Source organism: Collimonas antrihumi, from assembly GCF_018304965.1.
Lineage (GTDB): Bacteria > Pseudomonadota > Gammaproteobacteria > Burkholderiales > Burkholderiaceae_D > Collimonas > Collimonas antrihumi.
Map to the genome: position 1 here is coordinate 122,488 of NZ_JAGQED010000007.1, position 26,766 is coordinate 149,253.

At 56.9% G+C, this 26,766-nt stretch carries 25 protein-coding genes; 14 read left to right on the forward strand and 11 right to left on the reverse strand.

The annotated features are described in order from the left end of the window. Positions 1–193: 193 nt before the first annotated feature. The 12 genes from gspG to KHU29_RS09100 all read left to right on the forward strand — a co-directional run bounded on the left by gspG (position 194) and on the right by KHU29_RS09100 (position 11,531). Positions 194–658, forward strand: a complete 465-nt coding sequence (gene gspG, locus KHU29_RS09045; protein ID WP_246541732.1) for a type II secretion system major pseudopilin GspG — start codon at positions 194–196, stop codon at positions 656–658. 8 nt (positions 659–666) lie between these two features. Further along, complete coding sequence (locus KHU29_RS09050; protein WP_211452533.1) at positions 667–1,182, forward strand: GspH/FimT family pseudopilin; 516 nt, start codon at positions 667–669, stop codon at positions 1,180–1,182. Further along, the gene (gspI, locus tag KHU29_RS09055) at positions 1,183–1,575 is read left to right on the forward strand and encodes a type II secretion system minor pseudopilin GspI (protein ID WP_211452475.1); all 393 of its coding nucleotides are present in this window, start codon (positions 1,183–1,185) and stop codon (positions 1,573–1,575) included. Next, positions 1,565–2,230 carry a PulJ/GspJ family protein gene (locus KHU29_RS09060; protein WP_211452476.1) on the forward strand — a complete coding sequence of 222 codons (666 nt, stop codon included), beginning with the start codon at positions 1,565–1,567 and terminating at the stop codon, positions 2,228–2,230. The genes gspI and KHU29_RS09060 overlap by 11 nt, the downstream gene beginning before the upstream one ends. Then, positions 2,227–3,210 carry a type II secretion system minor pseudopilin GspK gene (gspK, locus tag KHU29_RS09065; RefSeq protein ID WP_246541734.1) on the forward strand — a complete coding sequence of 328 codons (984 nt, stop codon included), beginning with the start codon at positions 2,227–2,229 and terminating at the stop codon, positions 3,208–3,210. The genes KHU29_RS09060 and gspK overlap by 4 nt, the downstream gene beginning before the upstream one ends. 14 nt (positions 3,211–3,224) lie before the next feature. After that, positions 3,225–4,535 carry a type II secretion system protein GspL gene (gspL, locus tag KHU29_RS09070; protein ID WP_246541736.1) on the forward strand — a complete coding sequence of 437 codons (1,311 nt, stop codon included), beginning with the start codon at positions 3,225–3,227 and terminating at the stop codon, positions 4,533–4,535. 8 nt (positions 4,536–4,543) lie between these two features. Further along, entirely contained in the window at positions 4,544–5,083 is a 540-nt protein-coding gene (gene gspM / locus KHU29_RS09075; RefSeq protein WP_211452477.1) for a type II secretion system protein GspM, read from the forward strand. A gap of 81 nt (positions 5,084–5,164) precedes the next feature. Beyond that, positions 5,165–5,944, forward strand: coding sequence for a type II secretion system protein N (locus KHU29_RS09080; protein ID WP_425514460.1), 780 nt, complete (start codon positions 5,165–5,167; stop codon positions 5,942–5,944). Further along, positions 5,941–8,253 carry a type II secretion system secretin GspD gene (gene gspD / locus KHU29_RS09085; RefSeq protein ID WP_211452479.1) on the forward strand — a complete coding sequence of 771 codons (2,313 nt, stop codon included), beginning with the start codon at positions 5,941–5,943 and terminating at the stop codon, positions 8,251–8,253. Before KHU29_RS09080 ends, gspD begins: the two co-directional genes overlap by 4 nt. Next, on the forward strand, positions 8,250–9,701 hold the full coding sequence (gspE, locus tag KHU29_RS09090; RefSeq protein ID WP_211452480.1) for a type II secretion system ATPase GspE: 1,452 nt from the start codon (positions 8,250–8,252) through the stop codon (positions 9,699–9,701). Before gspD ends, gspE begins: the two co-directional genes overlap by 4 nt. Before the next feature lie 34 nt (positions 9,702–9,735). Continuing rightward, positions 9,736–10,956: a type II secretion system inner membrane protein GspF gene (gene gspF, locus KHU29_RS09095; RefSeq protein ID WP_211452481.1), complete on the forward strand. Its 1,221-nt coding sequence runs from the start codon at positions 9,736–9,738 to the stop codon at positions 10,954–10,956. A gap of 20 nt (positions 10,957–10,976) precedes the next feature. Continuing rightward, a complete protein-coding gene (locus KHU29_RS09100; protein ID WP_211452482.1) occupies positions 10,977–11,531 on the forward strand; it encodes a type II secretion system protein N in 555 nt (184 codons plus the stop codon). Between the two features lie 111 nt (positions 11,532–11,642). Here the strand turns inward: KHU29_RS09100 and hslU are convergent, their stop codons facing one another. The 6 genes from hslU to dksA form a co-directional block, all read right to left on the reverse strand. Beyond that, positions 11,643–12,995, reverse strand: a complete 1,353-nt coding sequence (gene hslU, locus KHU29_RS09105; protein WP_211452483.1) for an ATP-dependent protease ATPase subunit HslU — start codon at positions 12,993–12,995, stop codon at positions 11,643–11,645. A gap of 108 nt (positions 12,996–13,103) precedes the next feature. After that, on the reverse strand, positions 13,104–13,640 hold the full coding sequence (gene hslV, locus KHU29_RS09110) for an ATP-dependent protease subunit HslV (protein WP_092433656.1): 537 nt from the start codon (positions 13,638–13,640) through the stop codon (positions 13,104–13,106). Positions 13,641–13,911: 271 nt separating this feature from the next. Next, positions 13,912–15,303, reverse strand: a complete 1,392-nt coding sequence (locus tag KHU29_RS09115; RefSeq protein ID WP_211452484.1) for an STAS domain-containing protein — start codon at positions 15,301–15,303, stop codon at positions 13,912–13,914. Between the two features lie 462 nt (positions 15,304–15,765). After that, a complete protein-coding gene (locus KHU29_RS09120) occupies positions 15,766–17,793 on the reverse strand; it encodes a TonB-dependent receptor (protein WP_211452485.1) in 2,028 nt (675 codons plus the stop codon). A gap of 201 nt (positions 17,794–17,994) precedes the next feature. Next, positions 17,995–18,375 carry a hypothetical protein gene (locus KHU29_RS09125; protein ID WP_211452486.1) on the reverse strand — a complete coding sequence of 127 codons (381 nt, stop codon included), beginning with the start codon at positions 18,373–18,375 and terminating at the stop codon, positions 17,995–17,997. Between the two features lie 174 nt (positions 18,376–18,549). Next, positions 18,550–18,954, reverse strand: a complete 405-nt coding sequence (dksA, locus tag KHU29_RS09130; protein WP_038497220.1) for an RNA polymerase-binding protein DksA — start codon at positions 18,952–18,954, stop codon at positions 18,550–18,552. 19 nt (positions 18,955–18,973) lie between these two features. Between dksA and KHU29_RS09135 the strand changes: the two genes are divergently transcribed. Next, positions 18,974–19,558: a hypothetical protein gene (locus KHU29_RS09135; RefSeq protein ID WP_211452487.1), complete on the forward strand. Its 585-nt coding sequence runs from the start codon at positions 18,974–18,976 to the stop codon at positions 19,556–19,558. Positions 19,559–19,583: 25 nt separating this feature from the next. Here the strand turns inward: KHU29_RS09135 and KHU29_RS09140 are convergent, their stop codons facing one another. From KHU29_RS09140 to KHU29_RS09160, 5 genes are all read right to left on the reverse strand, one after another. After that, positions 19,584–20,636 carry a CobW family GTP-binding protein gene (locus KHU29_RS09140; protein ID WP_211452488.1) on the reverse strand — a complete coding sequence of 351 codons (1,053 nt, stop codon included), beginning with the start codon at positions 20,634–20,636 and terminating at the stop codon, positions 19,584–19,586. Positions 20,637–20,732: 96 nt separating this feature from the next. Beyond that, the gene (locus KHU29_RS09145) at positions 20,733–21,329 is read right to left on the reverse strand and encodes a Fur family transcriptional regulator (protein ID WP_211452489.1); all 597 of its coding nucleotides are present in this window, start codon (positions 21,327–21,329) and stop codon (positions 20,733–20,735) included. 125 nt (positions 21,330–21,454) lie between these two features. Next, positions 21,455–22,438, reverse strand: a complete 984-nt coding sequence (xerC, locus tag KHU29_RS09150; RefSeq protein WP_211452490.1) for a tyrosine recombinase XerC — start codon at positions 22,436–22,438, stop codon at positions 21,455–21,457. Between the two features lie 19 nt (positions 22,439–22,457). Beyond that, positions 22,458–23,132 (reverse strand): DUF484 family protein, encoded by a 675-nt coding sequence (locus tag KHU29_RS09155; protein WP_211452491.1) that lies wholly within the window; start codon positions 23,130–23,132, stop codon positions 22,458–22,460. 184 nt (positions 23,133–23,316) lie between these two features. After that, the gene (locus KHU29_RS09160; protein ID WP_211452492.1) at positions 23,317–24,498 is read right to left on the reverse strand and encodes a porin; all 1,182 of its coding nucleotides are present in this window, start codon (positions 24,496–24,498) and stop codon (positions 23,317–23,319) included. A gap of 655 nt (positions 24,499–25,153) precedes the next feature. On the opposite strand from KHU29_RS09160, the gene KHU29_RS09165 reads away from it, so the two are divergent. Further along, positions 25,154–26,764, forward strand: coding sequence for a tetratricopeptide repeat protein (locus KHU29_RS09165; RefSeq protein WP_211452493.1), 1,611 nt, complete (start codon positions 25,154–25,156; stop codon positions 26,762–26,764). The last annotated feature ends 2 nt before the right edge of the window (positions 26,765–26,766 follow it).

Here is a 26,766-nt window from a genome sequence, read left to right on the forward strand (position 1 = left end):
CACGACGATGCAATGTTGTCTTACGTGTTTGAAGTAGTATCATTTCTTTGTGTCAAACCAGTGACAAAACCCGGATAAATACGCCAAACAGAATTAAGTGTGATTTTGTGTGTTTCTCATGCTTGTAAGCAAGGATTGCGGCATATAATCGCCCTTTCCAAAGATGCTCATGGTTTTTTTGATAAGGAAAGAAATGCATAGCCCAATGTTCCCTGCCGTTCGACGCCGCTCTGCGCTTGCCGTGCAACGCGGCTTCACGCTGATTGAAATCATGGTGGTGGTGGTGATCATGGGGATTCTGGCTGCTTTGGTAGTGCCCAAGCTGATGGGGCGTACCGACGATGCGCGGATTCAAGCGGCACGCCAGGACATCGGCACTCTGATGCAATCGCTCAAGCTCTACAAACTGGACAACCAGCGTTACCCGACCACCGAACAAGGTCTGCAAGCGCTGGTCACCAAACCGACCAGCGGCCCGGCCGCCAATGGCTGGAAAAGCGGTGGTTATATCGACAAACTGCCGAAAGATCCTTGGGGTAATCCATATCAATACCTGTCGCCCGGCATCAAGGGCGAAGTGGACGTATTCTCGTACGGTGCAGATGGTCAGCCGGGCGGTGAAGGCAACGACGCCGACATTGGCTCGTGGGATCTGTAATGTCTGCAATGGCGCATCGCAATTTGCTGCGCCAGCCCAGAGCCGCTGCCGTTGGTACCGTTACGCGCAATGGTTTTACCCTGCTGGAGTTGCTGGTAGTGATCGTCATCGCCGGCATCACCTTGGGTGTTGTCTCGCTCAACGCTTTTCATAGCGACCGCCAGGTAATACAGAACGACGCGCAACGGATCGCCTTGCTGCTGCAATTGACGCGCGAGGAAGCTATCTTGCGCAATCGTCCTACTGCTTTCGAAGCCGACGCCAATAGCTACCGTTTCCTGGTGCGTGAAGAAAACGGCTGGCAGCCTCTGGCCCAGGATGACATGTTGCGGCAGCGCGATTTCAAACGATCGCCGATGCAGCTTTCCATGAGTCCGGCACCGACCGAAACGGCAGCACCGAATACGCTGCGCATTACATTTGGCCGCGAGCCGGTCGACAAGCCATTTGCGTTGACCTTGGCCAGCGGCGACAACAGCGTCGTCATTCGTGCCGATGGCATCGGCCATTTCTCGGTCGAATAAATGCCTATCCTGCGCGTGCTTCCCCGTCGTCATAGTGCGGGTTTTACCTTGCTGGAAGTGCTGGTAGCGTTAGTTATCGTCGGCACTGCGCTGGGCGCCAGCTTGCGGGCGGTCGGCAGCCTGACGCAAAACAGCAGCGGCTTGCGCGCCGCCATGATGGCGAACTGGTCGGCAGAAAACCGGCTGACCCAAATCCGTCTCGGGCATGAATGGCCGACGATCGGCAATCGTTCCTTCGATTGCCCGCAAGGCGACTTGCCATTGCATTGCGAAGAACATGTCTCCGGTACGCCCAATCCTTACTTTCGGCGGGTTGAGGTATCGGTGTTCGATAATGCCAATTCGGAGCGACGCATAGTCAACCTGTCGCAGGTGGTGCCGAATGCGCGCTAGCAGCTTGTCGAAAAAAGATGCGTCCGGCTTCACTCTGGTCGAAATGATAATCGCGATCACCATCCTGGCGATGGTGGCGATACTTGGCTGGCGCGGGCTTGACGGCATTGTACGGTCGCGCGTCGCGTTGACTAATGAAATGGAACAAACGCGCGGCATGCAATTGACGTTTGCGCAACTGCAAAGCGATTGCGCGCAAATCGCGCCCGTCAGCCTGATGTCGGCACGTCCCACCCTGCTGGCATCATCGGGCCGTTTGTTGATGGTGCGGCTGGTGTTTGCGGAGCAGCAGCCGACGCGCGTCCAGATAGTCGATTACCGTTTGCGCAACGGCCAGCTAAGGCGGCAGGAATCGGCGCCGACGCGCGACTTGAATGTGCTCGACGCGATGTGGCAGAGCGCCCTCGATGACGCCGCTGACGGCAGCGGGAATAACCAGTCGGTGCTGTTGCAATCCGATATCGCCAGCATGCAGATGCAGTTGTGGGGCAGCGATGGCCGCGGCTGGCGGCCGTCAGCCGCGGCCAATGCCGGCAACCAGGACGCCAGCGGTGTCAACACCAGCGCCAACCATTGGACCGGCTTGCAAGTCGCCTTGCAACTGCGTGGCCACGACAACACCATGGCCAAGACTTTCCTGTTGGGGGCGTCATGAGCAAACCGCTACAGATGCGATGTGCGCAGCGCGGTGTCGCAGTGGTGACAGCCCTGTTGCTGACGACATTGGCGGTAACCATCGTCGCCAGTTTGTTTTGGCAACAGCAAGTGCAGGTGCGTTCGATTGAGAACCAGCGCCTGCAATTGCAGAAAGACTGGATCATGCGCGGCGCGCTGGATTGGGCCAGCATGATTTTGCGCGCCAGCGCCAGGCAGTTCAACTACGATCACCTGGGCCAGCCGTGGGCCACACCCCTGGCTGACACGCGCCTCGATCAATATGCAGAAGATGGCAAATCTGCCAGCGACGCCGGTGACGCCATTCTTTCCGGCAGCATTATCGATGCCCAGTCGCGCTATAACTTGAATAACCTGAGTCTCAACGGCAATCCGGTTGCGGATGAGGTGGCAGGGTTCAAACGCCTGCTAGGTTTTTTGCGGCTGCCGACTAGCCTGGCCACGGCCGCCGCACAAGCCATCGCAGACGGTCAACCCACCACGGCATCCACCACAGCGTCCACCGGGCCGCAGACTGTTGCCAAGCCCGGCAGCGGCACCTTGCCTATGCTGCAGGTGAACGACCTGCTGGCAGTACCTGGCTTCACGCCGGATATCGTACGTAAACTACAAGATTATGTCGTGGTCCTGCCTCCGGACGCCTCTGCTACCCCGATCAATGCCAATACAGCATCAGCGGAAGTGCTGGCGGCCTGTTTCGACAACTTATCGTTGGCTGAAGCCAATACGGTGGTGGAGATGCGGCGCACGGCGCCATTTCGGGACAATGTACAGGGGCGGATGGGAGAGCGGCTGAACAAAGCATTTTCGCCAACTGCAAAAATAGGGCCCGCCAGCAATTTTTTTTTGGTGTACGGCAAGATTCGCATGGGGCGCGCTGCACTTAATACCGTATCCTTGATACGTCGCCCTGCCAACAACCGCGCCGGCAGCGAAATCGTGTGGATTAGAGAACAATAAATGGAAGACGCGTTTTGAGTACCTTATTTATCCGCTTACCCGCCAGGGCCACGCTCGACAGCGCGGCGGCAGTTGCCATGCCCGATTGCCGCTTCGCGCTGGTAGCAGAGAGCGGCCGCATTGAACGGCAGGGAGTTGAACAATTATCCGGTCTGGCCGACGCCATCGCTGCCGCAGCGCGTGTGGTGTTGATACTGGCCGCTGCCGACGTTAATTTGTTGCAACTGCAAGTGCCGCCGCTATCCGACGCCAAGCTGAAAATGGCGTTGCCGAATCTGGTGGAAGAACAGTTGCTGGCCGATCCTTTCGACTGCGTGATCGTCGTCGGCCGCAAGCGCGACGGCGCTGCCGGCCTTGGCGCTGCGCAGGCGGCAAATAAGCTGCGCCTGATCGCTGTGGTGCAAAGAGACTGGCTGGAGTTGCTGGTCAAAACCTTGCTGGCGCTGGGCGCGCGCAATCTGCAAGCATGGCCGGCCCAACTGTGCCTACCCTTACGTGAAGCGGATACGGCAGTCGCCGCCATTACCGATCACGGCGGCGATATCGATGTCGCATTGCGCATCTCCGCAGAGCAGGGCATGGGCTGGTCCTTATCGCCGGCTTCGGGGCAGTCGGTAGCGCAGGAGGTGCTGGAGGGCATCGCGGCCATTCTGCCGCAGCAGCCAATCACCTTGTATGTACCGCAATCCAGCCTGGCGCTATATCAAAACCTTCTGGATCTTGAGCAAGGGCAAGGAATAATCACAGTGCTGGCTGACGACTGGCCGCACTGGATTGCCGGTGCACAGGAGCTGCCGCGTAGTGGCATGGATTTGATGAGCGGCCTGACGGCAAGCGCGGCTGGTACCGAGTTCAGCTGGCGCCGTTGGCGCTGGCCGTTGGGATTGGCGGCTGCTTTGTTATTGGTGAATATCGTCAGCTTGAATTACGACTGGTTGCGGATGCGGCACGAAGCCGCCAGCCTGCGGGCCGGCATGATGCAGAGTTATCGTGCGGCCTTTCCGAAAGAAACCGTGATCGTCGATCCGATCGCCCAGGCCAAGCAGAAAATCGCTGCCGCACAACGCGATGGCGGCCAGCTTGCGGCGGATGATTTCCTGGCGTTGTCAGCTGTCTTCGGCGCCGCCTGGGCCGGATCGCCGCAGAGTGCCGACAGCACGGCGATCAGCAGCCTGGAATATCGCGACCACCATTTGCTGGTGCGTTTGAAAAATGCCGCCGATGCCGACGGCGCGGAAGCGCAAGTCAAGAGTGCGCTGGAGAGCAGTCAACTAACGCTGAGCAAGCCGGCTACCGGCGTGTGGCAAATCGGAGGTCGTAAGTAATGAAAGTAATGTCGACAAGTAATCCGATACAGCAAACCTGGCAAAAAATCAGCACGCCAGCCAGCCTCTACTGGGCGCAGAGGAATCAACGCGAGCAGCGCTTGCTGGCTGCAGCCGGAGTATTGATTCTGATCACCGTGATTTATCTGCTCTTGCTGGATCCGGCGCTAAGCGGGCGTGCCCGCCTGCAAAAAGACTTGCCGGCACTGCGCCAGCAAGCCGCCGAATTGCAAGCCCTGACTGCCAAGGCAATTTCCTTGTCTGGCCAGCAGGCAGAGCGGCCAGCCTCGCAACTCAGCAAAGAGGCGGTTGAGACAGCATTGAAAAGCAAGGGTTTGAAACCGCAAAGCGTGGTGCTCAACGGCGATATGGTGAAGGTCCAGTTATCGGCGGTGGCGTTTGCCGGCTTGCTGGACTGGCTCGACGATGCGCAAAAAACCGCGCATTGGCAGGTCGTCGACGCCAATGTCACTGCACCGGGTGGAACCAATGCGCAACCGGGTATTGTCAATGCCACGGTCACCTTGTGGCAACAAAAGCATGAGTAATTGCTTCGCCAACGGCCTCGCCAACGGCCACGCGAATCGCCCCGCGCAGCAATCGCAACTTCGGGAAATTTGATGCGTGGTTTGAGCAGAGTGTTTATGTGGGCGGCAGCGGCGCTCTTGAGCGTGCTGATCACAATGTCGGCGTTTTTGCCGGCCGCGTGGCTGGCGCCGCTGGTGGAAAATCGTACCGGTGGCAGGCTCACGTTGGGCGATGCGCAAGGCTCGTTGTGGCGAGGTTCGGCCTTTATCGGGGCCGCGCCAAGCGGCAAAGATGCGGTGACGGCTTTGTTGCCGGGGCGGTTTGCCTGGCGGCTGTCGCCGCTGGTTTTATTAGGACGGGTCGAGGCGACACTGGAGAATGCGGAGGTGCTGTCGAACGCGGTCAGTATCCGCGGCAGCTGGCGTGCATGGACCATCAGTCCGTCCAGCATGGCTTTGCCGGCTGAGCGTTTGGCGGCGCTGGGTGCGCCTTTGAACACCGTGCAGCCGTCGGGCCAGATGAAGCTGGGCTGGCAGCAATTGACACTGGCTCGCAACAGTATCGGCGGCGTCGATTTAAACGGTGTCATGACACTCGACTTGCTAGCGATGGCATCGCGCTTGTCGCCGGTCAAGCCGCTCGGCAGTTATCGCATGCGGTTTGACTGGCAGGGCCGCCAGGCGAGCCTGACGCTGGCGACGCTGGACGGGGCGATGCTGTTAAACGGCAGCGGCAGATTGCAAGACGGTCATTTACAGTTTTCGGGTACCGCGGAAGCGGCAGCAGGGCAAGAGGAAAAGTTGGCGACTTTACTGAGTTTACTCGGGCAACGGCGCCAGATGAATGGCAGAAATGTTATCGGACTAGAGTTCAAATCATGAAAGATAAAATGTATTTCGCACCACTTTCAAGCACAAGCAACTGGCGCAGCGCTGCGGCGATCGCCCTGCTGACCTGCGCTACTGCCGCTGCGGGACAGCAAATGCAGCCGGTACAGCCAGTGCCGGGAAGCGGCACCAATGCCGCTGGCGGTGCGAGCGGCCAGGCCGTGATGAATTTCGTCGGCGCCGACATTGAGTCGGTGATCAAGGCTGTCGGCCAGTACACCAATACCACTTTCATCGTTGATCCGCGTGTCAAGGGCAGCATCAACCTGGTATCGGAAAAGCCGTTGAGTAAATCCCAGGCTTTCGATTTGCTGGCTTCGACGCTGCGTTTGCAAGGTTATGCGGTGGTACGCGGCGATGGTTTCGTCAAAGTAGTGCCGGAAGCGGATGCCAAATTGCAAGTGGCGCCGACCCGGCCGGCCAGCGTCAGGGGCGATCAGATTGCAACCCAGATCTTTTCGCTGAACTATGAGTCGGCGACCAATATCCTGCCGGTGCTGCGGCCGCTGATTTCGCCGAACAACACGATCAATGCCAACCCGGGCAATAACACGCTGGTGATCACCGATTACGCAGAAAACCTCCAACGCCTGGGGAAAATGATAGCAGCCCTCGATGTGCCGGCGATCAACGATCTGGACGTGATTCCAGTGCGTTACGCGGTCGCCAGCGATATCGCCGTGATGGCGAGCAAATTGCTGGATTCCGGTTCTGCCGCGCCCGGCGCCGGCGACAGCGCCCGCACCATGATCATGGCCGACTCCAGGACCAATTCGGTGATTGTCCGGGCGCCGTCCGCAGGCCGTGCAAACCTGGCCAAGTCACTGATCGCCAAGCTCGACCAGCCGACTGCCAATGCCGGCAATGTGCATGTGGTTTATCTGAAAAACGCCGATGCCGGCAAGCTGGCAAAAACCTTGCGCGCGATTGTTTCGCAGGATGCTTCGGCCTCAGTCTCCAGCCAATCCGGCAAGAGTTTCAGTGGCGGTTCCGGCAGCATGCTGCAAGGTTCCGGCACTGGCGGAGCGCTGAATTCCAGTAATTCGACGTCGCCCTCGTCACCGCCTTCATCATCGTCGTCTTCCGATACGTCGTCCCAGCTTTCCGGCGGCAGCGGTGGCGCCGGCTTTATCCAGGCTGACGACGCCACCAATACCTTGATCATTACCTCCAGCGAACCGGTTTACCGCAACATCCGCGGCGTCATCGACCAGCTCGATACCCGTCGCGCCCAGGTGTATGTGGAGGCCTTGATCGTCGAAGTCACGGATAGTGCGGCCAGCGAGATCGGCGTGCAGTGGCTGGCGTTGAGCGGCGATAAAAACAGCAATTACCGGGTCGGCGGCGGTACCGGATTTAATGGTACCAACACCGGTCTCGGTGGCACGAATCTGTTCAACGCGGCGATCGGCCAGGCTGTCAATACCGGAACCAGCACTACGGTGCCGACGGTCGGGAGTGGTTTGCAGCTCGGCATATTCCGCCAGATTGCCGGCAAAATCGGTTTGGGTGCCTTAGCCAGCGCCTTGAATTCCACTACCGGCAGCAATGTATTGTCGATGCCGAATCTGCTGACGCTGGACAATGAAGAGGCCAAGATCATCGTTGGGCAAAACGTGCCTTTTGTCACGGGTTCTACCCTGACCACCGGCGCCGGCACCAGCAGCCCGTTCACCACCATCGATCGCAAGGACGTTGGTACCGCATTGAAGATCAAGCCGCATATTTCAGAAGGCGGCACAGTGCGTCTGGAAATTTCGCAAGAGGTGTCGGCGGTGATTGCGAGTACGGCAGGCGCTGCCAACGGACCGACCACCACCAAACGTTCCCTGGATACGAATGTCTTGATTGACGACGGCGAGATCATCGCCTTGGGCGGCCTGATTGGCGACAACAACCAGAACGGCGTACAAAAAGTGCCGCTGCTGGGCGATTTGCCATTTATCGGTAATTTCTTTAAATATCAGTCTGGCTCCCGCGAGAAAACCAATTTGATGATATTTTTGCGCCCGGTTATTGTGCGCGACAAAGAGACCAGCAACCTGCTAGCCGTAGATCGCTATGACTACATGCGCAAACAACAAATCAAAGTGCAGCCTGGCAGCAGCATTCTGACCAATTTCGGTTCATCGGTGACATCCAAGCTCGAAGATGGCGGTCCGTTCGTCGATCTGCGCAAGCAGCAGGACGGATCAGACGGCCAAGGCACGCAACATCAGCCTGCGTCTGAACAATCGCAGTTGCCAATGCCGAAACCGGTGACCGCGCCGGCGCCAGGCTTTGTGAATGACAGAGCGCCATGAGCGACCCCCGAATGACTGACACGCGTCTGCTGCCTTACGCTTTCGCCCGCAATTTTTCATTGCTGGCGCAGCGTACCGAGGATGCCAACGGTGCCGACAATGCGGTGGAGCTGTGGATTTCCGAAGCCACCCAGCCTAGCGCCATTGCTGAAGTCAGCCGCCGTTTTGGCCGTGTCAAATTCCGCAAGCTGTCGCGCGATGAACTGGACGCGGCAATTGCCAAAGCCTATGCCGGCGCCGGCGGCGACGCCGCGCAAGTGGTGGACGAGTTTGAATCGGATCTCGATCTCGCCAAGCTGATGCAAGACATGCCGGCGATCGAGGATTTGCTGGAATCGTCCGATGATGCGCCGGTGATCCGCATGATCAACGTGTTGTTGACCCAGGCGTTGCGCGAGGGCGCTTCGGATATCCATATCGAACCGTTCGAGCAGATTTCGGTGGTGCGGTTTCGTATCGACGGCAGCTTGCGCGACGTGGTGCGGCCAAAGAAAGCCGTCCATGCCTCGCTGATCTCCCGTATCAAGATCATGGCGCAACTGGATATCGCCGAAAAGCGCCTGCCGCAAGATGGCCGCATCACGCTGCGCGTCGGCGGCAAACCGGTGGATGTGCGGGTCTCGACCTTGCCTACCGGTCATGGCGAACGCGCGGTGCTGCGCCTGCTGGACAAGGAAGCCGGCCGGCTCGACCTGCAGCATCTCGGCATGAGTCCCGCGATGTTGCCGCAATTCGATCGCCTGATCGCACAGCCGCATGGCATCGTGCTGGTCACCGGGCCGACCGGCTCCGGCAAGACCACCACGTTGTACGCCGCGCTGTCGCGCCTGAATACCAGCAGCACCAATATCCTGACGGTGGAAGATCCGATCGAGTACGAACTCGCCGGGGTCGGCCAGACCCAGGTCAATGCGCGTATCGACATGACATTTGCCAAAGCCTTGCGGGCAATCTTGCGGCAGGATCCGGATGTCATCATGATCGGTGAAATACGCGATCTGGAAACCGCCCAGATTGCAGTGCAGGCGTCGCTGACCGGCCATCTGGTGCTGGCGACCTTGCACACCAACGATTCTGCCGCCGCGGTGACCCGTTTGCTGGACATGGGCATCGAACCGTTCCTGTTGTCGTCTTCCCTGCTGGGCGTGGTGGCGCAGCGCCTGGTCCGGAAGCTGTGTACCCATTGCCGTCGTCACGACGGCCAGTTGTGGCATGCGGTCGGTTGCGAGCAATGCGGTCATACCGGCTATCAGGGGCGGGTCGGCATCTATGAGTTGTTGCTGACGACCGATGAAATTACTGCACAGATCCACAACCGGGCATCGGAAGCCGAGATACAGCAGGTGGCGCAGCGCAATGGCATGCTGACCATGCGCCAGGATGGCGAACGCTGGCTGGCGGATGGCATCACTACCCAGGCCGAACTGTTGCGGGTCACCAAAGAGTAATAACTGAAGAACAAGCGAAGAGTAGAGGAGCAGCGTGCCAGCATTTCGTTACGAAGCGGTAGATGCCGCCGGCAGCACCACCAAGGGCGTGGTGAATGCGGACAGCGCCAAGATGGCGCGTGCCGACCTGCGCGCCCAAGGTTTGCTGCCGCTGACGGTAGAAGCGATTGTGCAGCAGGTGGACGCTGCCGGCAACTTGAAACGGCGCGGCTTTGGCGAGCATTTGTCTACGGTAGAGATCGCTTTGTTTACGCGCCAGCTAGCCAGTCTGCTGGAGGCCAGCCTGCCGTTGGAGCAAGCCTTGACGGCGCTGCTGGAACAATCCGAACGCAGTTACCAGCGCGATTTGATCGCATCGATCCGATCCGATGTGATGGGCGGCGCCTCGCTATCCACTGCGCTGGCCGGGCATCCGCGCGATTTTGCCGAAATCTATCGGGCGCTGGTAGCTTCGGGCGAGCAGATCGGCCAGTTGTCGCGTGTGCTGTCGCGGCTGGCCGATTACATCGAACGGCGCAACTCGCTGGTGCAGAAGGTGAAGCTGGCCTTCACTTATCCGGCGATCGTCACCGTGGTGGCGTTTGTGATCGTCATTTTCCTGCTGACCTACGTGGTGCCGCAGATCGTTTCCGTGTTCGCCAACACCAAGCAGAAATTGCCGATGCTGACGGTAATGATGCTGGCTACTTCCGATTTTGTCCGCAACTATGGCTGGATAGTCCTGATCGCGGTGATCGCGTTATTCTACGCATGGCGCACGGCACTGAAAAATCCCGCTACCAAGATGCGCTGGCATACCTGGCTGCTGAGTGCGCCGTTGTACGGAAAATTCGAGCGCAGCTTGAATACCGCGCGCTTCGCCAGTACGCTGGCGATTACCACCGGCTCTGGCGTGCCGATTCTGAAAGCGCTGCAAACCAGTCGCGATACCTTGTCCAACGTCGCCATGCGGCAGCAGGTCGATACCGCAGCCACCAGCGTGCGCGAGGGTGTCGGGCTGGCGCGCGCATTGTCGGCCCACAAGCATTTTCCGCCGATGCTGATTCATATGATACGGGCCGGTGAAGTGACCGGTGAATTACCCGCCATGCTGGAACGTGCAGCCAGCGCCCAGGAACAGGATCTGGAGCGGCGCGCCATGACCATCGCCGGTTTGCTGGAACCGGCCTTGATTCTGGCGATGGGGGTGGTGGTGTTGCTGATTGTGCTGGCAGTGTTAATGCCGATTATTGAAATCAACCAGTTAGTGCGCTAGAACGAAGTCAGGAAAAAAACGTGAATTTACCATTAACTAAAAAACTGGGACGGCAAAGCAAGCGTCTGCCGGAATTTCTCAGCCTGCTGCTGTTCATGCTGTTGTGCGCCTGCACGGCATACTGGGTGATGCAGCTGATCAAGCCGCCAGTGCGTGCGGTGACAGCACCGCCGCAAGCAGAGCAGGCGCAGGTCGACGTTTCCCTGGCGGCAGGTTTGTTCGGCGGCCGCGGCACGGTTACCGTTGCCAGCAATTACCAGCTGTTGGGCGTGGTGGCGGCTAAGAAGGATGAGGACAGCGTGGCGATCCTGAGCGCCGACGGCAAGCCGGCGCAGGCGGTGCGGCAGGGTAAGGAATTACTACCGGGAACCAGCGTCAAGGAAGTGCATGCTACTTACGTCTTGCTGTCTGAAGGTGGGGTTTTAAAGCGTGTGATGCTGCCGGAAGATGCGCATTCCAAGCCGTCGGGAATGGCCAGCCTTGCGCCGATGCTTGCGCCGGGCCGGATAGCGCCGGTCGCTCCCAATCAGGATTTACCGCCGGAACAACCGGCGGTGCCGGTGCAAGATAAGTAGGGTGGGCACGCCTTTGTGCCCAGCACGCCTATTGAGGCCCCGCATCGGCCTGCTCTCCGGATATCGCAGTAACGCGTGGGCAAAAAAACTTGCCCACCCTACTTTCTAACCCTACAGTACGTAACGTGACAAATCTTCGTTGACGACCAGTGCACCCAGGCGCTCATCGACATAAGCAGCATCGATCACCATGGTTTTCTCCGTGGCGTTAGTCGCCGAAAACGAGATTTCTTCCAGCAGCTTTTCCATCACCGTGTACAGCCGGCGGGCGCCGATGTTCTCAGTTTTTTCATTGACCGAGAACGCGATTTCCGCGAGCCTCTGCACCCCTTCTTTGGCAAACTCCAGCGTTACCCCTTCGGTCGCCAGCAAAGCTTCATATTGCTTGGTCAGGCAGGCGTCGGTGCCGGTCATGATTCTTTCGAAATCGCTGATCGACAACGAGTCGAGTTCGACCCGGATCGGGAACCGGCCTTGCAATTCCGGAATCAGATCGGACGGTTTCGCCAGATGGAAGGCGCCGGATGCGATAAACAGGATGTGATCGGTCTTGATCATGCCGTACTTAGTGTTGACCGTGGTGCCCTCGACCAGCGGCAGCAAGTCGCGCTGCACGCCGGCGCGCGAAACATCGGCGCCGCCGTTCTGCGAACGGGTAGCGATCTTGTCTATCTCGTCAAGAAACACAATGCCGTTTTGCTCGACGTTGGTGATGGCTTTCTGCTTCAGCTCATCTTCGTTGACCAGTTTGGCGGCTTCCTCTTCGATCAGGACTTTCATTGCATCCTTGATCTTGATCTTGCGATTTTTCTTGCGGTTGCTGCCGATGCCGGAAAACATGGATTTGATCTGCTCGGTCATTTCTTCCATGCCGGGCGGTGCCATGATTTCCATTTGCGATGCCGCTTCCGACAATTCGATCTCGATTTCCTTATCGTCGAGCACGCCTTCGCGTAGCCGCTTGCGGAAAGTCTGGCGGGTATTGCTGCCTTTATCCGAATTGCTGTCAACGTCTCCGGAACTCTGCTCGGGATGGAAGCCGAAATCGCGCGCCGGCGGCACCAGGATGTCGATGATCCGGTCTTCGGCGGCATCTTCCGCACGGGTGCGGACTTTGCGCATTTCAGCTTCGCGGGTTTGCTTGATGCCGATGTCGATCAGGTCGCGGATGATGGTGTCGACGTCGCGCCCGACATAGCCGACCTCGGTGAATTTTGTGGCCTCGATCTTGATGAACGGCGCATCGGCCAGCTTGGCCAGGCGTCGTGCGATTTCAGTCTTGCCGACGCCGGTAGGTCCGATCATCAGGATATTCTTGGGCGTGATTTCGTGGCGCAGCGGTTCGGCCACCTGTTGCCGGCGCCAGCGGTTACGCAAGGCAATCGCCACCGCACGCTTGGCGCGATCCTGGCCGACTACATGTTTATCCAGTTCTGAAACAATTTCTTGGGGAGTCATGTTCATGTTTTTTTCCGCTTTTGATAGGTGAGCTCGCAAGCCATGCAGGGCCGGATTTTTTTGCAATCAGGCAAATGTCTGCCCAGGCTTGCCGGGCAGAGCTGCGGTGAAATCTTAGTCGAGGGTTTCGATAATGTGCGACTGGTTGGTATAGATGCAGAGATCGCCGGCAATCACCAGCGATTTCTTGACGATATCCGCCGGCGACAACTCGGTGTTTTCTTGCAGCGCCGTGGCTGCCGACTGGGCGAAAGTACCGCCCGAACCGATCGCACCGATGCCATTGGTAGGCTCCAGCACGTCGCCATTACCGGTGATGACCAGCGTGGTTTCGCGGTCGGCCGTCAACAGCATGGCTTCCAGGCGCCGCAACATGCGGTCGGTACGCCATTCCTTGGCCAGGTCGACCGAGGCCCGCATCAGATTGCCCTGATGTTTTTCCAGTTTTGACTCAAACAGATCGAGCAAGGTGAACGCATCGGCCGTGCCGCCGGCGAAGCCGACCAGTACCTTGCCCTGATATAGCTTGCGGACTTTGCGGGCAGTGCCCTTCATGACGACATTGCCGAGTGTTACCTGACCATCTCCACCCAAGGCGACGCTGTTGCCGCGTCGCACTGAAAGGATGGTGGTGCCGTGAAATTGTTCCATTTTTGCTAGCCTCAGAAAATGCGGACAGGATTATGAGTGACCGCTCATGCCGGGTGCCGGGCACCCTTGCTGCATGATGTGATTCGCTATCGAATAATAAATCGATACCGTCCCAAAAAAATGGGGACGGCTGACGTGATTACAAGCGCTGAATTACGTAGATTTAGCGTTGTTTTTTTGTTACTGCAGAGATTTGATTTTATTGAAACTTAATTTCTTAAGCCTAATTCTTTAAGTTTAATTTTTTAAACTTGGTATCTGAACTTGATTATTAATTCTTGCGCGGCACCACACGTACCACTTCTTGTATGCCTACGACCTTGAACAAGGCTGTCACAAGGTGGTTGACGCTATGGAATTCAATTGCATTGCCGTTGCTGACGAGCATCGACAAGCCATTCAACAGTTCGCCGGCTGCGCTGAAATCCACCCGGACCAGCCGCGAACAATCCATGATCGCAGGGTTGTAGGTATTGGCATGGGTTTGAATCTTGGTCAGCAACTCCTCGGTTCGGCCTTCGATCAGTATCGGCATGAGCAAGCTGTTGTTGCTGCTGCTGCCGGTACTTGCACTGAGGGTATTGTCTTCGGCAGCGGTAATGACCTTGGCGTGCGGTTTTACAAATGGCGGCGGCGAAACTTCAAATGTAATCGAATAATCTATGCTGGCGTCTTCGTAGGCTTGTTCGAGATTGAGCAGATGCAGGATTTCCAGCAGCAATAGCCATGGCGCGGCGGTTTCGTCGCGCCGTCCGACCAGCAGGATCTCGCGGATCTTGCCGGCCAGTTCATCGGCGCCGACCAGTACCAGGTCGAGCCCGGACTTTTGCAGTTTTTTTAACATGCGCAACAACAGGCCGCAGCCGATCGGGTCGACCGAGCTGACCCGGGTAAACTCCAGGCGCACCGCCGGATGGGTGGCGCTCAGCTTTTGCGCGCGTTCCAGTTGCTTGCCGATGTTGGCGTCGAGCTTGCCGGAGAAGGCTACCGCCGGCAGCGCGCCAGGTTTTTCCTGATTCTTTGCCTGCGGATCGAGCGTCATGATATCGATCCAGGTCGGCGGCGAAGTTTCAAATTTGTTAGCGAAATCGACCGACAGATTGTCGAATTCCTGTTGCTTGCCGGTGATCTGATACAGATCCAGCAGCATCCACCAGACAATATGCGTCGATGAGCCGAGATCGTTTTCAGCAATCGCATTCAACAACAGCGCTTCGGCGATGTCGCTCTGATCGCTGGCGAATAATACCGCTGCCTCTTCAATCACTTCCGGTGTATCTGACACGGACACTTCGATGCTGCCGCTTCTCGATTGATCGTCCAGATATTCGGTGGTTCTGCTCATCACCGGCAGCGTCATCTGGGTGGTGTTCGGGCCCTGCGCAGTCGTGATCGGCGACGCGCTGTTGGTATCGAGGGATGATTTGGAAGCGGGCGGCAGATGGACGAATTCGGACGACATCTCCGACTCGATCGCATCGATCTTCATGGACGTCGTAGCACGCGCCGTACCATCGCGCAGCGTGGTCGAGTTGGTCAGCCGCTCCTGGCTTTCGCCAAACAGAACCGGCGCTTGATCGTCTGCCGCGGCTGGTACTTTTTCATCCACCGGTGAAGCGCCGTTTGGACGATTATTTTTGCCGAAGAGCGAGAAAATCCCCACGTGTCAATCCCGAAAGTAAGTTGCTGTTAAAGCTGTATGAGTAGCTGTGATTCTTATTGAAAACCGGGTTGCGTAATACGGCGCAATACGGTTAACTGGCCGATACCTGTTCCGCAAGTTTTCAGATGCGCATTTATCATCGCTTTGCCATTGCTTTGCTATGTTTATGGCCACATTTTTGTTTTGATGCCGTTCTCGCTTTTGCGCACTTTTACATATTCTGAAGAGTAAAAAAGCACGATCAATCGATACCTCTAAAGGTAACACAAAGCAACACCGGAAGTATGTCTGGAACACCCTAAGTTATGACATAAATGTGTTGCGATATTTGCATGTCGAACATGGAAAATAGACATTTTGTTCATAAACATGCACTCGAAAGCAAACCGGAATTGCAACGCCCGCATGCTTTTGCATGCATGATTTCCTTGCTTTGCAATCCCGGTTTTCCAAGCCAGGAATTTAGAACCTGGTGCGTACGCCAAGGATCAAGCTGCGGCCAGGTTGTGGTGCAACATCTTTCAACACAGAAGTTGCCAGGCGGATGTCTTGATTCAACAAGTTCTTGGCCAAAGCAAACCAGGTGAGCTGGTGCGAACCGAGCTTCTGGGTATATGAAAGATTGGCGTCAATCTTGGTGTATGCCGGCGTCGCGCTGTTTTCAAAGGTTGCCAGCCGATCTTGTTGCAGCGCGCGCAAGATGCTGACACCGCTGCGCCATGGCCCCTGCGCATAACCAAGATCGATGCCGAAACGGCTAGCCGGCTGCAATGGCAGGTTACCCATTTGCTTGAGCTTGCCGCGGGCAGTGTCGGCAAAGCCGCGCATGGAAAATCCCTCGCCGCGCAAGTTGTAGCTGATCTCTGCTTCGGCGCCGCGGATGATGGCGTCGGCTTGCGACCAGAACCGCTCTGCGAAATCGCCGTGGTCGTGATCGTGGTCGCCTTCAACGGGTTCGACCATGCGGCCATAAACGAAGTTGTCCACATGGTTTTCGAACAAATTGGCTTTCCAACGTACCAAGCCTGTGGTTTTCTGCAATGTGAGCTCGATGTTGCGTGAGGTCTCTTTTTTCAAAGCAGGGTCGCCGATGTCGAAAGTGGCAGTCGCTTCATGCGGGCCATGCGAATACAACTCTTCTGCGGTAGGTGCGCGTTGTGCAATAGAGATTGTCGGGCCGAAACTGTAGCCGGAAGCGAAGCGCCACAAGCCGCCTACGGAGTAAGACGCCAGATTGAATTTGCGGTCAGGCAGCCTGGCTGTTTCATCGGGTTGACGTTTCAACGATTCTAAACGCAAGCCGGCGCTGGCGAGGATGGGGCCGAATTCACGCTCTTCGACTAAAAATGCGGCAAATGAGGTGGATTTTGTTTTAGGGACCGTGTCGGGTAAGCCGCTTGCCGCACCGAGCGAGGAGAAGCGCGTGTCTTCGGTTTGCATGCCGACAGTGCCGTGCCACCCGGCCACCGGTTTGTGCGCCAGTTCCCATCGGCTTTCAGTCGATTGATTAGAGAAAATCGTGTGCGGAGTGCCGTCTTCCTCTTTCTCGGTGTGTGTGTAGTCGGTATGGCCGAGCTTGAATGTGAATTTTTCGAAGCCGACGAAAGGATCATCGATCTGGCCAGCGATGTCGTAACGGTTTTGATGCAGATCGATGAACGATTTTTCCTCGGTGGGAATGCCGTAATGGTCAGCCAGGGTTGCCACCGATGCCCCTATATGACCCCAGGAAGCGATATACGAGGCACCGATGCCGGCTCCGGTTTCGTGGGTGAAAGAGTTAGGCAAGCGCCCTGACGCTGAACCAGGATCGTTCTGGGTGGCATGTCCCGGGATTTTGTAGTTGCCGGTATCGCGCCAATTGCCGTCCAGATGCATCCCTATCGGTCCGGTAGAGCCGTCCAGGGTCACGGATGTACTTCTGCCGTTGTCGCCGCTGCTATAGCGGGCCTCGGCTTCGCCGCTGAGCTCTTTTTGCAGCTGCGTCGGAATGCGGTCATTGACGACGTTGACCAGGCCGCCGATGGCACCGGAGCCATACAGCAATGCGGCCGGGCCGCGCAGAATTTCAATTTGACGCGCGGTTGCAGCTTCGGAGGCTACCGCGTGATCGTTGGACAGGCTGGAGACATCAGCCACCGACATGCCGTTTTGCAGAATCTTGACGCGCGGACCCTCCATGCCGCGAATGATGGGGCGGGAAGCGCCGGCGCCGAAGCCGGATGCCGATACGCCGAGTTCTTGCGACAAGGTGTCTCCTAGCGACGTGCCGGTCTTGTTGCGTAATTCTTCGCCGGACAATACTTTGGTCGGACTCAGGATCTGGGTGTCGACATGGGGATTGAGCGGGCTGGCGCTGACCACGATCTGTGGCAAAGGCTTAATCTGCTCCGCGGTGCCGGGTTGAACATCTACGGCAGATGCTGCGGATGAAAGAACGGTTAACGCGGACAGAACCGCGCTGGATAACAGCGTACGTTGGACAAGCATGATGATTCCTGGACAGGTAATGGCCGTCGCTGTCCGAGTCGATGCGGAATTGATGTGGTTTTGATGCGATATCGATGCAAAAGCTATGCAAAATCGATACGCAGCGCAATCAATCGCGCACGATCAAAGGCGACGGCAACAAATAATGATTTGTTTCGAATGATTTGCTTCGGAATGAGCGAAGCCGGTAACTGCGTCCTGTCAGGAGCGGGGTGGTGCGCGAGGTGAGAAATGGCAGGAGAAAGGGGCATCCCAGGAGGCGAATGCCTGCCACAGCGCCAGCACATGTTTGCCGGGCAGTGGCGGTAATGTCAGCGGCGTCGAGTAAATCGTCGCTGCCAGGGTGGCGTCGTCGAATGCCGCGCAAGAGTGATGTGCTTTGCCACTACCTTCGATGGTGCGTTCGATTACCGACGTCATGTGCGTCAGTCGGGTCGATTGCTTGTTTTCCCAGGCGGCATGGACGATGCTATGCGTCAGACCCAGCCATTGGGCGAACAGGATCGCACATATCAGCACCAACGCCAGCACTGGCGCATGCGCGGCGTGCTGGCGTCTTGAGCGGAGTACCTGGGCGGACATCAAGGAGTCTGGTAGCGTGGAAATAACAACGGCGCAACAACGGCGAAAGCGGGTAACGATCCAGGATCAAAGATCAAGGATCAAGATCGAGCTGAAGGCTACAGGAAAGCCAACCAAGGCTGCAATGCTACCTTGGCTTAAATTTTCCCACAGCCTCCTGGCCGTTATCGGTGATCAATCGCCGTAAAGCTTTTGTTTCAGTTCGCGGCGTTGTTGCGCTTCCAGCGACAAGGTTGCAGTCGGGCGTGCCAGCAAGCGTGGAATGCCGATCGGTTCACCGGTTTCTTCGCACCAGCCGTATTCGCCGGCGTCAATCGATGCGATCGATTGCTGTACTTTCTTCAGCAATTTGCGTTCGCGATCGCGGGTACGCAATTCCAGCGCATGTTCTTCTTCGATGGTGGCGCGGTCTGCTGGATCCGGCACCAGGACGGTTTCACGCAAATGCTCAGTGGTTTCTCCAGCGTTCTTGAGCAGGTCGATTTCTAACTGCTGCAAACGCGCTTTGAAGAAAGCCAGTTGCGCCTCATTCATGTAGTCCTTTTCGCTCATCTTGAGGATTTGCTCTTCGGTCAACAGAATGGATTCGGAGGTTGGTTTGGTTGTTTTAGTAGCCACTTCGCTTGCTTTCGATACGACGTTTTTTTCAATTTTATCCGTTAATCCGGCACTTGCGGGCTTGTCGCTGGTGCTGCTAGCGCCGGATCTGGCCGTTGGGGAACTCAGTTTCTTTGTAACAGAACTACTGGCTTTCACCGATGTATCTCGAGTTATATCTCGTGTTACCTCATTACGCGTTGCCTTCTCTGCCGCCGGAGCGGAGCTGGTAACAGATTTGGCCGTCGCCGTTTTCTTGGCTAAGGATTTTACAACAGGTTTGGGGCTGGGTTTGGCAACTTTGGACGCAGCCTTACTTGCGGTTGCAGCAGGGGACTCAGTCTTTAGTGGCGCCCTGGTGGAGATTTTTGCTGCTTTTTCAGCTATTTTTGCGCTGCTGGTTGCGCTTTTAACTGCGCTTTTAACTGCTTTACTGGCGGGAGCACTAGCCGGCCGGGTTTTCGGCGTCAATTTGCCTAGCGAGGCCGATGCCTTGTTGGCAACGGTCTTTTTAACGGTCAGGTTCATGGTCCTCTCCCTTAAATCAGCAGCCAAGCGACGATGCGATTGGCACGCTATCCAGTGATTTCCCAGCGCAAAACTGCCATAGTTTATACCAAACATTGCTCCAAACCGCGAATAAAGATGTCTTTCGGCAGATTCTTGCCAATGAAGACCATTTTGCTGCCGCGTGTCTCATTTGCATCCCATTTGCCGCCGACATCGCTGCCCATGATCTGATGCACGCCTTGAAACACAACTTTGCGGTCGGCGCCATCCATCAACAATACGCCTTTGTAGCGCAACATGCGCGGTCCGTATACTTGCACCAGGCCACCAAGGAATTCGTCCAGGCGTGCAGTATCGAAGGGCCTTTCACTTTTGAACACAAAAGCGGCTATTTCATCATCGTGATGTGCGTGGTGGTGGTCGTGATGGCTGTGGGCTTCGTGCGCGTGGGAAGGATGATCGCAATCGTCGCCGCTGTGCTCATGAGCGTGCTCTTCCGTTGCCAAAAAGTCAGGATCGATTTCGAGCTTGGCGTTGAGATTGAAACCGCGGATATCCAGGATTTCGTCTATCGGTGTGTGTTGCGGATCCAATGTAATGATCGGTGCGCGCGGATTGATGCGTTTCAGGCGGCTGGTCAAGGAAGCAATTTCTTCTGCGCTCACCAGGTCGGTTTTGGAGAGCAGCAATTTGTCGGCAAAACCTACCTGGCGTTGCGCTTCTTCCTGTTGGTCGAGCTGCGACATGGCATGTTTTGCATCGACCACGGTAACAATCGCGTCCAGCATGAAGTGCATCGCCACTTCATCGTCGACAAAGAAGGTTTGCGCTACCGGCCCCGGATTGGCCATGCCGGTGGTTTCGATAATCACCCGGTCAAAATTCAGTTCACCGGCGGCACGGCGCCGCGCCAGCGTGGTCAGGGCAACGATCAGGTCGCCGCGCACGGTACAGCAGATGCAACCGTTGTTCATTTCGACGATTTGTTCGGTACTGTCCTGAACCAGGATTTCATTATCGATATTTTCCTGGCCGAATTCATTTTCAATCACGGCGATTTTATGGCCATGCTGCTGTTGCAGGATACGGTTGAGCAGAGTGGTTTTGCCGGCGCCGAGGAAGCCGGTCAGGATCGTGGTGGGGATGAGTGCCATAGTGGGATTCGGAAAAATATAAACTAAAAAGGATAGAAAACCAGGTGGAAATTCAGCTTAGCAAGCTATGGCTATGAACGCTGCGGATGCCATGGGCTAATGCGCGCAATCGGCGCACCAGCCTTTGATGGTCAATTCGATCTCATGACCTTGAAAGCCCTTGCCCAGCGTGTCTTGTAAAGCTTGTTGCAGTTGTTTGTGCAGCTTGGCCGGTGTAGTTGTGCCGGCATGGCTGTCGCCAAGCGCCAGTATGCTGTCCAGGAAGCCGGCGTCGCCGCTGCCGTCCAGGCAAAATACCTTGGCGCAGCGGGTGCATTTGAAATGCCCGTGCTGGTGTTGGGCATGATGCGTTGCGCCGCCGTGGGGGCTGGAATCGCCGTGCTCGGCGCCGGCGCTATAGCGGAACACACGATCGTCGCCGGCAATCTTGTGCGCCAGGCCGGCATCGGTCAGGCAATCGAGGGCGCGATACAAGGTTACCCGGTCCATCTCGGTAAACTGGTCCTGCATGTCCTGATGTGAAAAAGCGCAACGCGCCTCCAGCAGGGTCGCCAATACCTTGATGCGTGCCGGTGTGATGCGCAGTGCAACGTCGCGCAACTGCGCCTCGGCCAATGCCGCCGCATGCTGATGGGTGTTGCCCTTGGCGGTTGCGGCGGTAGCGGCAGATTTCAATTTTGGGCCTGGGTTCATAATGCAGTATGGGTGGGTGAGATTTCAATTATGCCTGAAATGCAATTCAGTTGCATATTTGATGTGATGGTGGTTCGAACTAACCAGTCCAAAAGATTACATTTACCTGTCTGTGCATCTGGGGATCATGTATCCGAGATTTTCTTGGCGCGCGGGTGGGCGGCATCATAAACCTGCGCCAGGCGCTGGAAATCAAGCGAGGTGTAGACCTGGGTAGCGGCGATCGACGCATGCCCCAGCAATTCTTGTACCGCGCGCAGATCACCGGAGCCCTGCAACATGTGCGAGGCGAATGAATGACGTAGCACATGAGGATGGACATTGCTGGCGATGCCAAGCGATTGCGCATGATGCTTCAGGCGCAACTGGATCACTCGCGGCGATACGCGGGTGCCGCGTTCGCTCAGGAACAGGGCAACGGCATGCCCGTCTTTGTCAATCTGATCATTTTTCAGTAGCGCCTGGCGTTGCGGCAGCCACGCCGCAACCGCTTGTATTGCCGGTTGGCCAACCGGCACGCTGCGTTTCTTGTCGCCTTTACCCGTGACGGTCACTTCGGCCGCGTCGAGGTCGATCCAGCCGGCCGATTCATAACCTGCTTGCTTGCAATAGCGCAGGTCCAGCCCTGCCAGTTCCGAGACTCGCAGTCCGCTGGAATACAGCAGTTCAAACATCGCGTGATTGCATAACGCCATGCTGGATCCGGCGTCGGCCAACGGGTTGCCGCTAGCGACCAGATGAATCGCGTCATCGGCGGCCATGGCTTTCGGCAGCGGTTTGGCGCGCTTTGGCGCTTTCACGCCTTCGACCGGATTGCTGGCGAGCGTGGTCTGTTCTGCCAGCCATTCGAAAAAGCCGCGCCAGGCCGACAGCTTGCGCGCAATCGAACTTGGATTCAAACCGCGGGAGTGCAATTGCGCGGCAAATTTACGGATGTGAAAGTGCGTGACGGCGGCGAACTCCCAGCCGTCGCCGAGTGCCTGCGTCAGGCTCGCCAGTTCCTTCAAGTCGCGCGCATAGTTGCTGATCGTATGCGCTGACAGCTGGCGCTGACCTGCCAGGCTATCAAGGTAGCCGCTGAGGCAGGTCTGGTTGGCGTCGTCGCTCACGATGGGAGGGATGAGTTGTTTACTCGAGCAGACAGGCTAGCGCAGCGCTTGCGGTTTCGCCAATTTGCACCAGGAAATCAGTCGCCATGTCGGCGCTAAAGCGTTGTGGATCGGGAGAGCCCAGCACCAGCAGGCCGAAGGTTGCCGAGGCGGTGGCGCTGCTGCTGGTGCTACGCAAGGGCAGCATGGCGACGGACTGGATATCCTGCTCAAGCCAGGCGGCAGCTTCGAAATCATTATTGCTGCCGCAAAACGGCAAACTCAAGCCGTTGGCGAAAATCTTGGCGTCCTCGGAGGCCGCTGCCGCAAACCAGGTGTGTGAATATTCCTCGGCGACGCCCCACAACCGCAAGGTGGCCTGAGGTACCGCAAAACCGGTGCGCAAGCCATCGACCAGCGTGTGCGGCAGGTCGACGTCGTTGCGGGCCAGCAGCAAGCTGCGGGTCCAGCTGTGCAGTTTGTGCGCGCTTGCATCATTTTCCTGGGCATTGCGAATCATGTCGGCCAGGCGCAAATCCTGCAGTTTGATTTTTTCGCGGAGTACTTCCATTTGCCGCTCTTGTAGCGACACAGCCCGGCCTAACAGAGGGCTGGTGAGACGGATCTTGGCCAGCAGTTCGGCATGTTCTTCGAAAAAATGCGGGGAGTCGATCAGATATTGGGCGATAGTATCGGGATCAAGTTGAAGGGTCATGTGTGTCTGTGATGAATAAAAGGAATGATCAAGAGTACACCGCTATGTCGGTGCGTGACAACTTTGGAGTCTTACGCTAATCGCCGGGCAATAAAAAAGGCCCACATGGCAAGCCATGTGGGCCTTTTACATCTCTAGTCAAGCAACCTTGCCCGCTTGTTGCTGCGGGTTCGGTCAGCTTAAATTAGAACTTGTGGCGGATACCAACAGCAACTGCTGTCTGGTTGCCAGTGTTGCCGAGGCTGTCGCCGAACACGCCTGGATTGACAGCATCCTTAGCGCGCAGGTTCGACACGAATGCGTACAGGTCAGTACGCTTCGACAGGAAGTAGTCAGTACCCAGGTTGATTTGGGTCAGCTTGCCCTTGGCGGAACCTGCATCAGCAAATGTCAGCTTGTTGTATTGAACGCTAGCCAACAGGTGCAGAGGTGCAGTAACAGCGTAGTTCACGCCCAGTTCGAAGATGTCAGCCTTGGTGTTGTTGAAGCTGCCAACTGTGAAGCTGCCTGGTTGCAGAACGCCAGTAGTGCCCAGAGTCGACGAGAATGCCAGAGGTTGCTTGGTACGCGACCAGTTACCGTACAGACGCGCAGGACCGGCTTGGTAGCTAGCGCCCAGGCTGAATGTCTTCAGAGCTGTGTCGCCGGCAGCGCCGTGACCAGCGAACGATGTGTTGCCCAGGATCGAAGTGTCGCTGGCGTTAGTGCCGCCAGGAGTGCCCAGTTTCGATTGGTAGTAAGCAGCGAACAGACCCAGTGGGCCGTTAGCGTACTGACCGCCCAGACCGAACGATTGACCGTTCGAAGTTTGGCCAGCTGCTTCGCCGAAACCGTAGATTGCGCTAGCTGTGAAGCCGGACAGATCTGGTGTGTTGTAACGGATCGAATTGTTGGTACGTGTACCTTCCAAACGATTGAAGTTGTGGCCAACGGAACCAGTTACGCCACCGAAATCTTGAACCGAAGTCCATTGGCTGACGTCGTCCAGGACGTCAGTTTGACGACCCAGCAGAACGGAACCGAAGTTGCCGCCCAGACCGACTACCGATTTACGACGGAACAGGTTAGTTGTGCCCTTGTCTTGGCCGTTCAATGCGCCAGTGTCGTTGTTGAAACCAGCTTCCAATTGGAACAGAGCCTTCAGACCGCCGCCCAGATCTTCAACGCCTTTGAAACCCAGACGCGAACCTTGGATGATGCCGGAGTTAACGCTGAATTTGCTGCCTGTGCCGCCAGCTGGCGAGATAGCTTTGCTTGTGTAAACGAGGCCAGTATCAACGATACCGTAGATGGTTACGGAGCTTTGAGCTTGTGCTGCACCTGCGATTGCGCCGAGTACGGCCAGTGCGATTAGTGATTTCTTCATTTGACGTCCTTTATTTAGAAAACTGTCTTAAGGATCCGTACATCTTGCCGGATGGATGAACATTAAGGGGTCTCGCTGGCAATGCTGGCGGTTTGGTTTCCTGTGACGCTATAAATTGGTCGAAATTGAAGAAGATTGTTAATTGTGTTGTATTTTTGTGACAGGCAGGGAAGGGCTTTGGCTGTGCTTGCAGCGGCCCGGATTTGCGCAAACAGATGTATTGCGGCGTGTGCAATTTGGCACTTGCACATATTACGTAACTAATTACGTAACTAATATTAGGCTTATTGCGAGGGCTAGTGAAGGGTTCCGGTTTGTATTTACCGCTCTTGTCTATTGCAAAAACAGGATATGGGTTGCAGTGCAGGTGGCACAGCCAGCCGAATAGCTGTTACACGCATCGAAGACTTCATTTTTTAAAGAGCAGAGTGGCGTTAGTTGGCTGAAATTAAGCGATTTTGATAATTTTTGGCCGATTTTTCGTGATTTCTTTGTTGGTCTTCGAGAGCGGCACCGCACAACGCTGTCATCGCATAAGTTTTTTTGTCGGCCGGGAGTTGATGTTGCGTAAAAGATCCACATATCGTAAAAACCAAGCAAAAATAAAATTCCATCCATTTATCGAGCATAATTTACGTTTTGGTAATGAGTACTTATGGCTAAACGTGAAGACTTGGCGATTATTCGCGCAGCGCGCGCCGGGCAGGCGGCTGCGCAGTTAGCCCTGGGCAAGCGCTATTTATTCGGCGGTAACGGCTTGCCGCAAAGTTTGTCGACGGCGCTGCATTGGCTGGATCGGGCCGCGCAACAACAGGAATCCGAAGCCTGGATGCTGATTGGCAGCCATATTCCGCTTGAAGTGGCGCAAGCTGCCAGCGACCCGCTGGCACTTTGCGTTTGGTATGAGCGTGCTTTTGATGCGGGCCTGATGCAGGCCGGCCTGGTGTTGGCGCAACTGGTATTGCGCCGCGAAGGCAGCGATCCGAATGTGTTGCAAGGGCTGCGTGGCAAAGTCATCAAAGTACTGGAGACCGCTGCCAATGCCGGCATCGCCGAGGCGCAATGGTTATTGGCGCAGCATGCCGACAGCGTGCCGGCTCAAGCTTCCAATCGCGCGGTCGTGTCGAACGAGCAATTGGCCGGGATCCGGCGTGCCCCCATGCCTGAACAGGACGCAACATTAAAGTGGACCGCGCGTGCCGCCGATGCCGGCGTGATGCAGGCACAGCAATCGCTGGCGCAACTGGCCTGGGAAAATGCCGACTGGCCGGTTTTCCTGGAACGGGCGCTGCCGCTGGCCAGGGCGCTTTCCGAGCAGTATGTAGACATACTGGCGCAACTGAATGTGCCGTCGGAAACCCTGGCGCGACAACTGGGTGAAGAAAACCTGTCTTTGCTGGTGCGGTGTGCCCAGGTGCTGCAGGCCAGCGATACCTTCGATGCCGCCGAAGTGCAGCAGTTTCTTGAATTGGCCGCGTATGGCGATGACAAAGCCGCGCAGCTGGCGCTGGGCCTGTGGCATGCCCGCATGAACAGCGACGGCGAGCGCTTGCTGGTAGGGAGCGGTTCGGCCAACTACAAAAAAGCCATCCGCTGGCTGACGCTGGCAGGCGAGGCCGGCTTGGCGGATGCCTGGTATGCCTTGTCGCGGATTTATCTGAAATCCGAGTTTTCCCAGCGCAATCTGGTGGATATGCAGCGCCATCTGGAGCATGCCGCTGAAATGGGGCATTGCGCGGCGCAACTGGAGTGCGGCCTGAGTGCCTGGCGCACCCGGAGGGAGAAGCAGGCTAACGACGTGCGTGCGGTGTATTGGCTGCAAAAGGCCGCTGCCCAAGGCAGTAACGAGGCGGCGGGATTGCTGGCGAAAATTGCCGATAGCGCGCAGGTGGCGCCATGGGCCGAGGCGGCCAGGCAGCAATTGACGCGCGAACAAGTCACGGCGCATCCGTTTCTGGCGGCGCGGATCGAACTGGCGACCTTATTCGGCTTGAGCCGGCCGGAAGCGCTGTTGCTGGATTTGAACCTGGCCGATTGCGGGCACTGCCTGGTGGTCGATATCCGCACCCAGTACGCGCGCAGCAAGCGGCGCCTGATCCAGATCCAGACCGGCGACGAGCGTCAGGCGCTGAGCCGGATTGCACGCTTGTTCGAAGATGTCGATTGCGGCCCGGACGGACCGGAAGGAAATTACCGGCAACGCCTTTACCGCTTCAAAACCGCGGTGCCGGCAGCGGCGCAGGAAGCCGAGACTGAGACCGGCTGATA